The sequence below is a fragment of the Pantoea dispersa genome, from assembly GCF_014155765.1.
GTDB classification, from domain to species: Bacteria; Pseudomonadota; Gammaproteobacteria; order Enterobacterales; family Enterobacteriaceae; genus Pantoea; species Pantoea dispersa.
The window spans coordinates 196,728-210,792 of sequence record NZ_SCKT01000001.1 but is presented as its reverse complement, the minus strand read 5'-3'; the positions used below and the strand labels follow the sequence as shown (position 1 = coordinate 210,792).

General features: G+C 60.7%; 13 protein-coding genes. 2 read left to right on the top strand and 11 right to left on the bottom strand.

Annotated features, from left to right (window positions below):
* On the top strand, window positions 1-903 hold the full coding sequence (locus H7K56_RS01050) for a ParB/Srx family N-terminal domain-containing protein (protein ID WP_127834113.1): 903 nt from the start codon (window positions 1-3) through the stop codon (window positions 901-903).
* 140 nt (window positions 904-1,043) lie between these two features.
* Here the strand turns inward: H7K56_RS01050 and H7K56_RS01045 are convergent, their stop codons facing one another.
* Window positions 1,044-2,138, bottom strand: coding sequence for an oxidoreductase (locus H7K56_RS01045; protein ID WP_150360526.1), 1,095 nt, complete (start codon window positions 2,136-2,138; stop codon window positions 1,044-1,046).
* 102 nt (window positions 2,139-2,240) lie between these two features.
* On the opposite strand from H7K56_RS01045, the gene H7K56_RS01040 reads away from it, so the two are divergent.
* The gene (locus H7K56_RS01040; protein WP_150360527.1) at window positions 2,241-3,134 is read left to right on the top strand and encodes a LysR family transcriptional regulator; all 894 of its coding nucleotides are present in this window, start codon (window positions 2,241-2,243) and stop codon (window positions 3,132-3,134) included.
* A gap of 527 nt (window positions 3,135-3,661) precedes the next feature.
* On the opposite strand, the gene H7K56_RS01035 is transcribed toward H7K56_RS01040, so the two are convergent.
* The 10 genes from H7K56_RS01035 to pqqD form a co-directional block, all read right to left on the bottom strand.
* Window positions 3,662-4,957: a PQQ-dependent sugar dehydrogenase gene (locus H7K56_RS01035; protein ID WP_150360528.1), complete on the bottom strand. Its 1,296-nt coding sequence runs from the start codon at window positions 4,955-4,957 to the stop codon at window positions 3,662-3,664.
* Complete coding sequence (locus H7K56_RS01030) at window positions 4,954-5,376, bottom strand: DUF2231 domain-containing protein (RefSeq protein WP_104092972.1); 423 nt, start codon at window positions 5,374-5,376, stop codon at window positions 4,954-4,956. Before H7K56_RS01030 ends, H7K56_RS01035 begins: the two co-directional genes overlap by 4 nt.
* A 115-nt stretch (window positions 5,377-5,491) precedes the next feature.
* Window positions 5,492-6,328 carry an MBL fold metallo-hydrolase gene (locus H7K56_RS01025; protein WP_150360529.1) on the bottom strand — a complete coding sequence of 279 codons (837 nt, stop codon included), beginning with the start codon at window positions 6,326-6,328 and terminating at the stop codon, window positions 5,492-5,494.
* Between the two features lie 259 nt (window positions 6,329-6,587).
* The gene (locus H7K56_RS01020) at window positions 6,588-7,091 is read right to left on the bottom strand and encodes a thioredoxin domain-containing protein (RefSeq protein WP_058780533.1); all 504 of its coding nucleotides are present in this window, start codon (window positions 7,089-7,091) and stop codon (window positions 6,588-6,590) included.
* Window positions 7,088-7,810 carry a DsbA family protein gene (locus H7K56_RS01015; protein ID WP_031279069.1) on the bottom strand — a complete coding sequence of 241 codons (723 nt, stop codon included), beginning with the start codon at window positions 7,808-7,810 and terminating at the stop codon, window positions 7,088-7,090. The genes H7K56_RS01020 and H7K56_RS01015 overlap by 4 nt, the downstream gene beginning before the upstream one ends.
* Complete coding sequence (locus tag H7K56_RS01010; protein ID WP_150360530.1) at window positions 7,810-9,813, bottom strand: protein-disulfide reductase DsbD family protein; 2,004 nt, start codon at window positions 9,811-9,813, stop codon at window positions 7,810-7,812. Before H7K56_RS01010 ends, H7K56_RS01015 begins: the two co-directional genes overlap by 1 nt.
* A 49-nt stretch (window positions 9,814-9,862) precedes the next feature.
* Window positions 9,863-10,213 (bottom strand): hypothetical protein, encoded by a 351-nt coding sequence (locus H7K56_RS01005; RefSeq protein ID WP_059012283.1) that lies wholly within the window; start codon window positions 10,211-10,213, stop codon window positions 9,863-9,865.
* A gap of 120 nt (window positions 10,214-10,333) precedes the next feature.
* Window positions 10,334-12,658: a pyrroloquinoline quinone biosynthesis protein PqqF gene (gene pqqF / locus H7K56_RS01000; RefSeq protein ID WP_150360531.1), complete on the bottom strand. Its 2,325-nt coding sequence runs from the start codon at window positions 12,656-12,658 to the stop codon at window positions 10,334-10,336.
* Window positions 12,658-13,800, bottom strand: a complete 1,143-nt coding sequence (gene pqqE / locus H7K56_RS00995) for a pyrroloquinoline quinone biosynthesis protein PqqE (protein ID WP_150360532.1) — start codon at window positions 13,798-13,800, stop codon at window positions 12,658-12,660. The genes pqqF and pqqE overlap by 1 nt, the downstream gene beginning before the upstream one ends.
* On the bottom strand, window positions 13,787-14,065 hold the full coding sequence (pqqD, locus tag H7K56_RS00990; RefSeq protein WP_021505975.1) for a pyrroloquinoline quinone biosynthesis peptide chaperone PqqD: 279 nt from the start codon (window positions 14,063-14,065) through the stop codon (window positions 13,787-13,789). The genes pqqE and pqqD overlap by 14 nt, the downstream gene beginning before the upstream one ends.

Sequence of the window (14,065 nt, the reverse complement as noted above, 5' to 3'; positions counted from 1 at the left end):
ATGAAAGCGTCCCTGCCGTTATTAGCCTTGCTATTCAGTACCGCCCCCGCCTTTGCCGCCCTGCCGCCCGACATCAAAGCCGGAGAAATTGTGCAGGTCGAACTGGCGCAGCTGCATCCCACTCAGGCCGCCATTGGTTATCGCCAGCTGGATTACAAGCAGCATCGTTATCAGGCCGATCCGGAAAAGCTGTTCGATGACTATTGCGAAAGTATGGGACAAAAAGGGGTGAAAAGTTTCACGCCGCGCTCCACCCTGCGCGATCCGGCCAGTTTCAGCTGTAAGGCGCCGGTCGGCAGCGAACCCGGCCCGATGAAAACCGCGGTGATCGGCCCGGATAATCAACTGTACCTGACTGATGGCCACCATACGTTCAGCAACTTTGCTGACATAGCCGGCCTGTCAACGCCGGTGCAGGTGCGCATTACCGATGATTTCCGCCCGCTGAAAAGCCAGGCTGCTTTCTGGCAGAAAATGGCGTCGGCACATCTGGTGTGGCTGGAGACGCCAAACGGTAAGATCGCCCCCGAAGCACTGCCGCAGGAGCTGGGTCGCCAGCATATGCAGGATGATGAGTATCGTTCGCTGATCTATTTTGTGCGCGATATCGGCTTCGATAAGCCAGGCAACCCGCCGCCGTTCCTGGAGTTCTTCTGGGGACAGTGGCTGAGCCGGGAACTGCCGCTGAAAGCGTTCAACCTGCGCGATCGCGACGGCTACGCCGCAGCAGTGAAAAAGGTGGCGGAGAAGATGGTGAGCGTGCCGAAGGATACGGTGATTGCGCAGAGTGATAGCGGTCCGCTGACGGCGCAGGCGCTCGGTGCCAGAGACGCGGTGAACCAGAAGGCGCTGAACAAGTTAAGCGCCGATAACGGTAAGCTGAGCTGGGCGTTTAAACGTTAAGCGGGCTGGGTAGTGTTGGGTTTATCCAGGTGCGCATCAATGCGCACCCGACAAAATCACACACCATTGTTGCTGGTGCACGGGCATGCGTCTTTCACCGTTGTGGCAGGGTCGCCATGGATGGCGACCGAAAACGGCGGTTATGCCAGCTCGCTGTTTTTAACATCCGCGGACGGTGCCAGCAGGTTTTGATCGAAGGCGCGCAGCGGCTGGCCGTGGCGAACGCGCTGTGGCCAGTCCGGATTGGCTAGCGCGCTTTTGCCCAGCGCCACATAATCTGCGCCCTGATACAACGCCATGCCGGCGCGTTCGGCATCTGACAGCGATCCGTTGATCACCACCGGCAACTGTGGCGCAGCCTGGCGCGCCAGCTGTAGCAACGACTCCGTCGCGTCCGCAAACGCCGGCTGCAACGCATCGTGCTCGGTCAGGTGCAGATAATCGATACCTGAGTCAGCCAGCAGCGCAAACACCTGGCGCGCTCCGGCAGCGCCCTCCTGCCATTTATGCGTAAAATCATTCACTTTCCCCTGAGAAATCCGCACGCCCAGCGTGACGTTGGCACCGATGCGCTGCCGCACCGCGGCGATCACCTCCCGCGTCAGCGTCAGTCTTGCGATAATATCGCCGCCCCAGCGGTCGCTGCGCTGGTTGGTGTAATCGGTAAAGAACTGATCGAGCAGATAACCGTTGGCCGCGTGAATTTCAATGCCGTCAAAACCGGCTGCCTCAATGGCGCGCGCCGCGCTGTCAGCAAAGGCGTCAATCACCTGCTCAATCTGTTCATCACTCATGGCGCGCGGCAACGGATAAGCGCCGTGGCCATGGTAAAACCGCAGTTGTTCGCCACGTGGCGGGATCGCCGAAGGCGCCAGCGTATCGCGCCGGTAAATATTGCCCTGCGATATCGCACCGGCGTGCATCAGCTGTGCAATGATTTTGCTGCCGTGCTGGTGCACGCTGTTGGTGATGGCCCGCCAGCCGGCGATCTGCTGGCGATTGACCAGCCCGGCCTGAAAAGCGTAAGTCTGTGACCAGGCTTCATCGATGTAGAGACCTTCGGTGATTATCGCGCCAAAGCCACCGCGGGCAAAACGCGTGTAGTACTGCTGCATACGCTCGCCCGGGACACCGTCTACGCTGGCGGAGATGCGCGTCATCGGTGCCACCATCAGGCGATTGGTTAAATCGAGGTGGTTAAGCGTACTGCTCTGAAACAGGTGATTGTCGGACATTTGGCGCTCTGAAATAAATTATCATCAGGAGCCATTATAGTGAGTCGCCATTGTGGCAAAAATGACCGATTATGATACGTCTGCTTAACGGAAACCGTTACAATGAATTCCCGGGATATTGATGTTTTTCTGATGGTGTCACAAACCCGCAGTCTGACGCAGGCGGCGCGGCGGCTCGGCACCACCACTATGACCGTGTCGCGCCGGCTGGCCTCACTGGAGGAAGATCTCGGCGTACGGCTGCTGCATCGCACCACGCGCGCCATTGCCCTTACCGATGAAGGCGAAGAGTTTCTTCCCTATGCCAGAACGCTGGCCGAGACCGAACAGAGCGCACGCAACCTGTTCGCGCCCGATAAACAGGGCGCCACCGGCCAGCTGCGCATCACCGCGCCCACGGGGTTTGGCCGCCGCACCATCATTCCGCTGCTGCCGTCACTGATGGAGCAAAACCCCGGTCTGCGCGTTGAGTTTCAGCTCAGCGACGATGTCACGGACATTGTCGGGCTGGGCTTTGATGTCGCGATTCGCATTGCCCCGCTGCGCGATTCCCGCCTGGTGGCACACCGCCTGGCCGATAACCCGCGCCGGCTGTGTGCGGCTCCGGGCTATCTGCAACGCTTCGGCACGCCGCGTCATCTGGCGGATCTGCATCAACACCACTGTCTGCGCCTGTCGAATGTGGTGCAGTGGAGTTTTATGGTGGACGGTCATCTCTCCAGCCTGAGTGTTGACGGCCGCTTTAGCGGCAGCAATGTCGAAGGGGTGCGTGCGCTGTGCGTGGCCGGCAGCGGCATCGCGCAGCTATCCGAATGGGATGTGCGGGAAGAGCTGGCATCCGGCGAACTGGTGGCGCTGGAGCTGGAGGACGCGCAGCCGCAGATGCTGGGCGTGTGGGCGCTGTTTCCCACCACGCGCCACCTGCCGGCGCGCGTCAGCGTATTTGTTGCGGCGCTCAGGCAGGCGATACAACAGCAAAGCCGGCCCGGCGCGTGACGCGGACGTACGAAAAAAGGCGGAGGGGTGAGCTCCGCCTTGTTTCAAGTTCCGGTCAGTGCGCCTGACCGGTCAGTTGCAAAAGGGCAACGATGATTTGCAGGATCACCCGGACCAGGTCCAGGAGTAATCGAACAAGTTCCATCACTTTCCTTCTCCTCTGACAGGAGCGCGCTGTTCAGCTTTCGGGGCCCTGACTCTACCCGCCGACCGCCTAAGCACATCTGTGAGGAGCGCTGAGCGGCACTCATTGTGAAAGCCACAGGCCAGCACCACCTGAAACCTGCCGGGGTTTGACTATCCGCGCCCCTGGAGTCATCAGAAAACAATAAGCATCCGCCGCGCTCAACACCTGTATAACCATACAGTATTTTAGCGAAACTTGAAATCTTTCGCTGCACATTTTATCATTCCTTTTGTGAGGAGTGCTGAGCACCCCGTTCCGAGCGCGGTTACCAGCCGGGTGACGAACATAAAAAAAGGATTTGGCGACCTGGCCAAATCCTTTTTTATTGCCTGCGATTATCCTACTGCGCGGCGCTGATACGCCAGATCGCGTTGCCGGCATCGTCGGCAATCAACACCCCGCCCTGATTATCCGTCGCCAGTCCTACCGGCAAACCGCGTACCTGCTTCTGATCGTCGGTGAGGAATCCTGACACCACCGTCTGCGGTTGCCCGACCGGTTTGCCGTTTTCAAATTTCACCCAAATCACTTTATAGCCGTTGAGCGGCGTGCGGTTCCAGCTGCCGTGTTCACTGATGAACGCGCCGCCGCGGTACTGCGGCATATTATCCGCGCCATAGAACAGCAGGCCGAGCGGTGCCACGTGTGAGCTCAGCGCATAGTCCGGTTTGATGGCTTTCTCGACCAGATCCGGCCGCTGCGGCTGTGCGCGCTCGTCGACGTGCTGACCAAAGTAGCTGTACGGCCAGCCGTAGAAACCTTTGTCCTGTACGGAGGTCAGGTAATCCGGCACCAGATCCGACCCGATTTCGTCACGCTCGTTGGCGATGGCCCACAGCTTGCCACTTTGCGGCTCCCACTGCAGACCGGTAGGATTGCGGATGCCGCTGGCATAAATGCGGCTGGCACCGGTTGCGGCGTCCACTTCCCACACCGCCGCGCGGCCATACTCTGCGCCGATACCGTTCTCGGTGATGTTACTGTTGGAGCCGACACCGACGTACAGTTTGCTGCCGTCCGGACTGGCGAGCAGCGCTTTGGTCCAGTGGTGATTCAGCTCACCGCCCGGCAGCGACGTCACCTCTTCCGGCGGCGTACGGATTTCGGTTTCGCCGGTCTGGTAAGGGAATTTCACCAGGCTGTCGGCGTTAGCCACATACAGCGTATTGCCAATCAGCTGCATGCCAAACGGCGCATTGAGGTTTTCGATAAACCGGTGCTGTTCCCACTTGCCGTTAACGTTGCGTAGCAGCGTGATGCGGTTGCCGCCCGGGCCACCTTTGCCGGAAGATTTCTGCACCAGGCTCATGATCAATTCTTTCGGTGCCGTGACCGGGTTTTTAACCCCGTTGGCTTCTGCCACCAGCACGTCGCCATTCGGCAGCACATACAGCTGGCGCGGGTGCATCAGGCTGGCCGGGATTTTCTCGATCTTCAGGCCGTCGGCCACTTTTGGTGTCTCGCCCTCTTTCCACGCGGTGCCTTCCGGCACCTGCATCGGCGGCATAAAGAAGTTTTTAGCCTGCGGCAGCTGCGGATCAGGGCCGATTTGCCGTTGCGGATCGAGGTCCGATCCGCTGTCGCAGGCGCTCAGCAGTACCGCAATCCCCAGCGCACTCATTACACGAAATTTCATGAGCGACCTCCCTGTAAACGACGCTCGCGCAGCGCCAGCTGCAGATTCGCTATCAGCAACACCACCACCACCAGGGTGGAGAGCGTTACGCCCATCGGCACCACCGCATAGGCATCGCGGCTGTGAATGAATGCGTTGACGATGGCCAGCACGATCGCCAGCAGCGACAGCCAGAAATGAGTTTTCTCTGCGGCAGGTGCGCCACGGAATAAATGAATCAGGCTGATTAGTCGCGGCACAATCGCCAGCACCAGCCCGATGGCTATCAGCCAGCTGGCGGCTTTGGTCCACATGACGATGAAGGTTTGCAGATAGATAATATCAAACAGCCAGGCAGCAAAGAAAAAGCCCAGCGGCAACGGCTCAAGCAGGGTAAACAGCGTCACGCCAACAACCGAGCGTCCCGAGGTATGGTACATCGCACTCTCCCTATCACAGTTTTTCCAGGCGAGAGCGATCCGGCCAGGCATCGCTTCGCACGCCTGAGAAATATTAGTAAAGATAAAGAGTCATGCGCACAGCCCGCACAAAAAGTTAACCGTGCCGACGGAACTGGTTCAGTTCCTGCGCGTCGTGGCTGCAGAACAGTTGCACCTCTTGCGCGTGCTGCAGTGACAGCTCACGCAGCCGCTGCTGATTGCTGTGCCAGGCGGCGCGGTCACTGCACATCAGGCGCTGATAGGCGCGCAGGCCCGGCGTACAGTGGCGCTGGCTGTGGTACATTTCACCGCGATAAAACCAGGCGTCGCCGCCATGCAGCAGCCAGCCGCCCTGGTGACGAATCGCCACGCCCGCATGGCCCAGCGTATGTCCCGGCAGCGGCACCAGCAGAATCTCATCGCTGAGATCGTCGACCGCCTTCACCGCATCAAAGCCATACCAGCGCTCGCCGCCGCTGGCGTAACCGCGCCATCCATCGTGCGCAGTCCACTGCTGCGGGCGAAACCGCTGACGCGCCAGCCAGCTGCTATCGCCCGCCTGGGTTACGGTATCCAGCTCACGCTGCAGCAGATGAATGCGGGCGGCCGGAAAATCACTGATGCCGCCGGCGTGGTCAAAATCGAGGTGGGTCAGAATAATGTGGCGCACATCTTCCGGGCGAAAACCCAGCAGCTGAATCTGTGCCAGCGCGCTGAGCTGCTCGTTATAGCGAATATTATTCAGCGCGCGAAAAAAGTCCGACAGGCGGCGGTCAGGATGGCGCATGTCCTGCGTGCCCAGACCGGTATCCACAAGGATTAAACCGTGACGGTCAGTTTCCAGCAGTAAGCAGTGGCACACCAGTTCAGCAAACGGACCTTTGCTGAAACCGTCGAATAGTGCGCCACCGAGCGGGCACATGCAGCCACAGTTGAGGTGATGAATTCGCATTGTTCTCCCCCAAAATAAAATGGCGCGAGCGCGCCGTTATTAAATGAATAAATAAAAAAGTGATTTAACATATATGTGCCATGATGATGGCAATTGCAAACAATCCAGAGTCATTCATTTATCGCTTTATTTATTACTCATTTAATTTCAATGCATTGAAATATTGAATGCGGATTTTTAATGAGCAAAAAAATAACCGCAGCGCAAGGTTATTCACGCTACGGTTATTTATCGCGGTCGGTTAACCGTTAATGATTAATCAGGCAGCGCGTGCCGCCCACCACAGGCGCAGCTTCAGCCCCCAGCTGCTGGTCCAGCCGCTGCTGGTGCTGACCACCTTGCCCTGATGCAGCACGATGAACGTCGGCGTGGCGCTGATTTGCCAGCGCTGTCCCAGCGCCCCGCTTTCATCATTGACGGCGAATCCCCGTACTCCTTTTTTATCCAGCCAGGTGGCAACGCGCGCATCGCTGCCGGATCGCAGAGCCACACTGACCACCTGCGTGCCGTGCTGACTGAGCGCGGCCACCGTCGGTGTGGTGAGTTTGCACACGCCACACCAGCTGGCCCAGACGTAAACCAGCACCGGCCGTTGCTGGCTCAGCGTCGCCAGGTTCACCTCGCCCTGCAGCGCGCTGAGCGGCTGCCGGGCCACATCCGCGGGCAGTTGCGGTGCACGCAGCCAGTCCATGGCCAGCAGCAGCGCCGCTGCCATCAGCACCAATAGCACGCCTTCACGCAGCCAGCGCGTTACCCGGCTCATGGCTGAGCCTGCAGCGCACCTTTCACCGCGGCTTCCAGCTGTGCATAAGGCACTGCCCCGCTGATCAGCTGATTGCCCACCAGCGTGGCGGGCGTACCCTGCACACCCAGCTGCTGCGCCAGCGTCAGGTTAAGGTTGATGGTGTCGAGGCTGGCGGTGCTCGGCGCCGATAAGCTGATACCACTTTTGTCGAGCGCGGCGGCGATGCTGGCTTCATCATGGTTGCCTTTCTTTGCCATCAGCCGTTCATGCAGCTTAAGAAAGTTATTCGGCTGCTGCTCCCACACCGTCAGCGCCAGACGCGCCGAACTGAGCGAGCTTTCAGCGCGGTACGGCAGCGGCTTCAGCACCACCGCCACCTGCGGATAGTTGTGCAGCAGTTTTTCGATATCCGCCTCAAACTTTTTGCAAAAGACGCAGTTGTAGTCGGTGAAATAGACCAGCGTCAGTGCCGGTTTTTTGGCACCGATGCGCGGCGAGCCGGCATCGTCAAACAGCGCCGCGCGGTTTTTCTCTACCATCTGCGCGACCACGTTTTGCTGCTGGCGCGCGGCTTCTTTATCAAATGCGTCGGCGGCTTCCGCCAGAATCGCCGGATTTTGCACCAGGGTTTCGCGAATCAGCTGTTTGATGCGCGCCTCCTGCTCAGGGGTAAATGGCGCGGCGGCCAGGGCGGGTGCCGCCAGCAACATCAGCGAAAGTAACAGGGATTTTTTCATCATTTTTTTGCCTCAGAGAGTGTTGAAATCACCGCATCACGACTTAATAACGGCGATAAAATCTGGCCGTGCGGCAGTGCCGGGCCATAAATCTGGTTAAAGGGGATCGCTACGCGATCGCGGCGGCGCAGGAACTCGCCGATGGCCGGATCCGGTTGTGTCCAGTCACCGCGCAGCAGCACCACATCCTCTGCGCCGAGTGCGGCACGCACGTCAGGCTGATTCAGCACCCGCGATTTATTCACTTTGCAGGTGATGCACCAGTCAGCGGTGACATCGACGAATACGCGCTTATCCTGCTCCAGCGCCTGATTGATGGCGGCTTCGGTCAGCGGTTGCCACACCAGCGATTCTTCTTCCGGGGAGAGGCGCGTCAGCAGTAACAGCGCGCCCGCCAGCGTCACGGTAATGAACACCAGACCTGCCTGCGGCAGCGCGCGGCGTGCGATTAGCCAGCCCGTCAGCGCCAGCATAAGGATGGCCGCCAGCAGAATGGCGACGGTGCTGCCCCAGTGTGGAATCAGCAGCGTCACCAGCCACAGCGTTGCCAGCAGCATCAGCAGCCCCAGCAGCGTGCGCAGATGCAGCATCCAGCGCCCCGGACGTGGCAGGCAGCGCGCCATGCCCGGCAGCGCCGCAACCAGCAGCCACGGCAGACTCATGCCGACGCCGAGCGCGACAAACAGCAGCCACAGCTGCGGCAGCGGCGCGGTCAGCGCATAGGCGACGGCGGTGCCAAGAAACGGTGCGCTGCACGGCGTCGCCAGCAGCGTAGCAAAGGCCCCCTGGCCAAAATGCCCTGCCAGACCGGCACCGCCGTGCGTCGCCAGCCGGGTAGTCAGGCCGGAAGGCAGGCGAAAATGCAGCAGATCGAACAGACTGGCGCTGAACAGGAACATCACCAGCACCATCACCAGCAGAAAGCCGCTGCTCTGAAACTGAATGCCCCAGCCCAGCGCCTGACCGCTGAGCCGTAGCACGGTCATCAGCAGCGCCAGCAGCAGGAAAGAGAACAGAATGCCGGCGCTGGACGCGAGAAACTGCTGACGCGTCTGGCTTTGCGTCTGTCCCTGCTGCTGCACCAGACTGCTCAGTTTGATCGCCAGCACCGGCAGCACACATGGCATCAGGTTGAGAATCAGCCCGCCGAGCAGCGCCAGCAGCACTACCGACCACAGCGTGGCGTTTCCGGCAGAGGGAGAAAACAGCGGCTGATGACCAAGGGTCAGCTGGCTTTGCTGAGCGATACCGGCGTCAGCGATAACCAGCGACAGCGCTTTACCGCGCAGGTCCGGCGCAGCCTCGCCCCATTCATCGGTCACCGCCACGCGGGCCGTCAGCGTCTCGCCCTGCACGCTGATTTGCGGCGCCGCCAGCATGCTGCCCTGCGGATAATCAAAGAACAGTTCCGGCTGCTGCCAGCCCTGCTGACGCTGCGCCCGGATTTGCAGCGTGCCATCAACGAAGCTGGCATCAAGCTGATCGGTCAGCCCGCTGTCAGCCGGGATCTGCCCCATCGCCTGGGCGAAATCACGTGCAAAATCCGGACTGGCGGGCTGCGAGAGATCGAGCTGGAACGGAAAATCCGTCAGGATGCAGACGTCGCTACAGGTGGACAGCGTCAGCGTGCCGGCCAGCGTGCCCTGCGGGGCAGATTCGAGCACGATGGGCAGCGTAACGTTGCCTTTGTAGCCCTGCGTGGTGAGGCCGCTGACGTCAAAGCGCGCTGGCACTGGCCACGACCAGCGGGCGTTGACATCCGGCGTTTGCCAGCGGATTTCCGGCGCGACGCCGCCTTCCCCCGGCGAGCGCCAGTAGGTTTTCCAGCCCGGCTGCAGGCGAATATCCAGCAGCAGTTGCAGGTGATCGCCCTGCGGCGCGGCGCGCAGGCGCACTTCGGCGTGGCTGTTTTGCGCATTGCGCAGCCAGCCCGTATCGGCGGCTTGCACGGTCAGCGCGCAGCTCGCCACGAGGAGCAGCAGGCTCCTGATCAGGAATGTCATAATCGTTTCTCCGGTGAATAACAGGGTTTACGCGGTGGATCGCGTGGTGTTATTCCCGGAAGACGCAGAGCGTGAGATGGCGCCGTCGCAGCGGCACAAACAGCGGTTCACGTCGACAGACAGTGGCAGACGAGGTCTGGAAGAGCGTGGCGATCAACGCCAGCAGCAGTACGAGGAATGGCAGCGCGGTATCGAGCAGCGGCGCGCTGCCGCTGAGTGACTTAGCGCCCAGCGCACAGGGTTTATCACTGCTGGCACCGTCATCAACGGCGGCGCTGTGAGCAGTAATGCTAACGACAGGCTGGGTCGGGAGATTGAAGCTGCGCTGGACGAGACAAAATGCCAGCACCAGACAAACCAGTGCCAGAATCCATTTTGCGCGTTGGGGCGATATCGTCATGCCACAGCCTCAGAGAAAAGTGCGGCCAGTTTATGCAAAAGCAGCAGAAACACCAACCCCTGCTGTGTAAACTTTTGTCTTTATGCCAGCGGGAGCAGGCTGACTGCAGAGAAGGAGAAATTATTCACGTTGATTAATCAGTAAACGCCAGCGGCGGCGTTCGCGCAGCAGGCGCTGATGCAGCCGCTGCAGCTGGGGTAACGTGAGCGCGGCGACCGCTTCTGGCGTAAGCACCGGCAGTCCCTGCTGTTTTCGCAGTGCCTCACTGGCGGCGTCGGCGTTCTGGTGTGGCTGGCACTGCGCCAGCAGCGTTGCCTGCCAGCCCCGCAGCGTTTCATCGTTGATGGCGGCGAGTTCACTCACCATGTCGCGCAAAAACGCTTTGCAGTGTTGCAGCAGCGTGCGCCAGCCAATGGACGGGGATTGCAGCGCCAGCTGGAGTCCATCCACATCCGCCACGCGCTGGTAGCGCGCTGACACCACGTAGCCAATCTGTTGCTCAACCCGCATGCGCTGAAAGAAGCGTGGTTCAAACATCAGCGCCAGCGCACGCAGCGCCGCGAGGCTGGCATCATCGGCAGCGGGCAGCGGAATAAACAGCAACAAGGCCTGTTCGTTCGCCGCACAGCGCAGCGCGCTGACGCCGTGCTGCAGCGCAGCCGCGCGCGCCGGCGCAGGCTGAGTCTGAACCACCTCGCTCAACCCGTGCGCGGCGTGCTGACTGACGCTTTCGCTGTGGCCGCACCAGGCGGCCTGCCATGCAGGATGCGCAGCCGGGGCCAGCAGCTGCTGCGGTAGCGCTTCCAGCAACTGACGAATCACAACACTTTGTGCAGCGCGGTGCGGTTGCGGCAGCACCGGTGCATTCAGCGCCGCCAGCACGCCAGGCAGCTGTTGCAGCGCGGGCATTGCATCGTCAGGCAGATCAATCACCAGTTGCCAGACGCCCTGCTGCTGTTGCCAGCGTCCGCTGCCACCGGCATGGCGCAGTGCGGCCAGCCGTGGGCGCAGCTTCTGCTGCCAGCTTAACGCCGCCTCGTCACTCAGGGTGTGATAAAACGCCGGGCGCACCAGCAGCGTTTCCCGCGGCTGCACCGGATTTGCGCGCAGCAACGGCGCGCAATTTGCCGGGAGTTCCGGCAAATGCAGGACGTCAGCGCACGGATAAAATGACCAGTTAACCGGCGCAACCGGGCCAGCCGCGGTCTGTGGCCATGGCGCGCGCTGCAGGCAGAATCCCTGCGTGGTATAAGGCACGGCGGACAGCTGTCGCTGCGTCAGCAGCCGCGTGCACGAGGCCTGTGACAGCGCGGCGATAAAACCGGTGAAATCTGCGGGAACGTCAGCTGCCGGCGCCGATCCCAGCGCCTGTCCGCGCAGCTGCGTCAGCGGCGACAGCGCAGCGAAATCCTGCTGGGCCAGTTGCAAATAGTGACGATACTGCGCTGGCGTGGCGGCGCGCACCGCACGCAAATGCTGCCAGAAGAGCTGTTCAATGCGTCTTGCCGCCAACGCTGACAGCGCTGGCGCACTGAAGCGCAACGTCAGCCAGCTATGATCGGCGCTCTGCCACAGCCATTCACACTGCAGCGATGCGCACAATTGCTCGCTGCGCAGCTGCGCCATCAGGCTGCCAGGGGCTTCATCCTGCCAGAAAGCCTCCAGCAATGTGACATTGTCACGCAAAGCGTTCTCTTCGCCGGTGATAAACAGGCTAAGCCAGAATGACTCTTCATCGGCAAGCTGGATGAGCGTTTCAACTGGCTCCGGCGCGGAAATGGCTGGTAATGAGGAGTGCACCGTACCGCCTGACTGGCGAACAGCAAACGCCTCGGCCAGCTGCTGTAATTCATCCAGCGATTGCGGTCCGCTCAGCCACAGCTGCTGGTTGGCGGCGACAAAATGCTGCTGATGAAACAGCCGCAGCGCCTGCTGCAGTTCCGTTACGTTGTCACTAAAACACGCTGCACTCCCGACGCGAAAGCGGCGCAGTGCGCCACCGGCCGCGTCGAGCAGCGCTGCTTCACTCAGCGTCTCGGCATGATGCCGCAGCAGCTGATATTCTGCCTCAATGACCGCCGCTTCCTGCGTAATCGCCGTACCGGTCAGCAAGGGCGCAGCCAGCATATCTGCCAGCCTTGCCACGCCCGCCGCCAGCGCCAGCGCCGGCAGCTGGAAGAACCAGGCACTGCGGCTGAGTTGCGTGGTGGCATTCACCTGACCACCCTGCTGCTGCAGCCACGGCATCAGGCGCTCATCGCCGGTAAAGCCCGCGCTGCCGCAAAACAGCAGATGTTCCAGCAGATGCGCCAGGCCGGGCCAGCGATCGGGTTCGTGCAGGCTGCCTGCGCCGACGCGCACCAGCGCCGCGCTTTCCCGCGCGTCGGGCTGGTGCGACAGATGACAGCGCAGACCGTTGGCCAGCGTCAGGCTGCGTTCGCACATCAGGTGACCCGCTGTTTGAAAATCAGCTCAGAATTGCTGCGGTTGCGGAACTGCAGCTGGGCGATTTTGATATCGCTGCCGCTGGCTTCGCGGCGTGCCTCAAGAATTTTTCCATGATGCGGCGACTTGCTGCATACCGGGTCGGTGTTGTCGGCATTGCCGGTCAGCATGTATGCCTGGCAGCGGCAACCGCCGAAATCTTTCTCTTTCTCATCACATGAGCGGCACGGTTCCGGCATCCAGTCGAAGCCGCGATAGCGATTGAAGCCAAACGAGTTGTACCAGATATCCTCCAGGCTCTGCTCCAACACTGAGGGAAACTGCACCGGCAACTGGCGCGCGCTGTGACAGGGTAACGCCGTACCTTCCGGCGTCACGCTGAGAAATATCGATCCCCAGCCGCCCATACAGGGTTTGGGCCGCTCTTCGTAGTAATCCGGCGTGACAAACAACAGATTGGTGAGATTGCCGCTGCTGCCCATGCGCTCACGGTAGCGCGCAACCACCGCTTCGGCGCGGGCAATCTGCTCGCGCGTTGGCAGCAACCCCTGGCGGTTAAGATGCGCCCAGCCGTAAAACTGACAGGTGGCCAGCTCGACATCATCCGCCTCCAGCTCAATACACAGATCGATGATTTTATCGATCTGGTCGATGTTATGGCGGTGCAGCACGAAGTTCAGCACCATCGGGTAGCCGTGCTTTTTCACCGCTTTTGCCATCGCCAGCTTCTGCTGAAACGCCTTCTGCGAACCGGCCAGCGCGGCGTTCAGCGTTTCATCACTCGCCTGGAAACTGATCTGGATGTGATCCAGCCCGGCGTCGGCGAAGGCATCAAGCTTTTTCTCCGTCAGGCCAATGCCGGAGGTGATCAGGTTGGTGTAAAAGCCCAGATCGCGCGCGGCGCGAATCAGCTCCGGCAGATCTTTGCGCGTCAGCGGTTCACCGCCGGAAAAGCCCAGCTGCACGCTGCCCATGGCGCGTGCCTGGCGGAACACCTCGATCCACTGTTCGGTGCTCAGCTCTTGTTCCTGCTGCGAAAAATCCAGCGGGTTCGAGCAGTAAGGACACTGCAGCGGGCAGCGATAAGTCAGCTCCGCCAGCAGCCACAGCGGCGCATTCACGCCAGGTTTATTCGGGTTCACGACACTGGATCCACTTCTGTTCAATGGCCGATTGCAGGAAGTCTTTGACGTCATCATCGACGCCGCCCGCCTCCGGAAAACGCGCATTGAGCGTGGCGATAATGGCCGCCACATCCTGCTTGCCGGTCACCAGTTCCAGAATGGCGGCAGCGGTTTCATTCAGCTTCGCCATCCCTTCCGGGTAAAGCACCACGTGGCTGTCCTGCGCGGCTTCCCACTGCAGACGATAGCCGCGGCGAAACGCCGGAATCAGAGTCTCTTTCAT

What these genes read in the sequence shown, in the direction of transcription:
- pqqD (WP_021505975.1), bottom strand. Translation starts at nt 14,065, where the DNA reads ATGAAAGAGACTCTGATTCCGGCGTTTCGCCGCGGCTATCGTCTGCAG.
- H7K56_RS01020 (WP_058780533.1), bottom strand. Translation starts at nt 7,091, where the DNA reads ATGAGCCGGGTAACGCGCTGGCTGCGTGAAGGCGTGCTATTGGTGCTG.
- H7K56_RS01015 (WP_031279069.1), bottom strand. Translation starts at nt 7,810, where the DNA reads ATGAAAAAATCCCTGTTACTTTCGCTGATGTTGCTGGCGGCACCCGCC.
- H7K56_RS01050 (WP_127834113.1), top strand. Translation starts at nt 1, where the DNA reads ATGAAAGCGTCCCTGCCGTTATTAGCCTTGCTATTCAGTACCGCCCCC.
- H7K56_RS01045 (WP_150360526.1), bottom strand. Translation starts at nt 2,138, where the DNA reads ATGTCCGACAATCACCTGTTTCAGAGCAGTACGCTTAACCACCTCGAT.
- H7K56_RS01035 (WP_150360528.1), bottom strand. Translation starts at nt 4,957, where the DNA reads ATGAAATTTCGTGTAATGAGTGCGCTGGGGATTGCGGTACTGCTGAGC.
- H7K56_RS01010 (WP_150360530.1), bottom strand. Translation starts at nt 9,813, where the DNA reads ATGACATTCCTGATCAGGAGCCTGCTGCTCCTCGTGGCGAGCTGCGCG.
- H7K56_RS01040 (WP_150360527.1), top strand. Translation starts at nt 2,241, where the DNA reads ATGAATTCCCGGGATATTGATGTTTTTCTGATGGTGTCACAAACCCGC.
- H7K56_RS01025 (WP_150360529.1), bottom strand. Translation starts at nt 6,328, where the DNA reads ATGCGAATTCATCACCTCAACTGTGGCTGCATGTGCCCGCTCGGTGGC.
- H7K56_RS01030 (WP_104092972.1), bottom strand. Translation starts at nt 5,376, where the DNA reads ATGTACCATACCTCGGGACGCTCGGTTGTTGGCGTGACGCTGTTTACC.
- pqqF (WP_150360531.1), bottom strand. Translation starts at nt 12,658, where the DNA reads ATGTGCGAACGCAGCCTGACGCTGGCCAACGGTCTGCGCTGTCATCTG.
- H7K56_RS01005 (WP_059012283.1), bottom strand. Translation starts at nt 10,213, where the DNA reads ATGACGATATCGCCCCAACGCGCAAAATGGATTCTGGCACTGGTTTGT.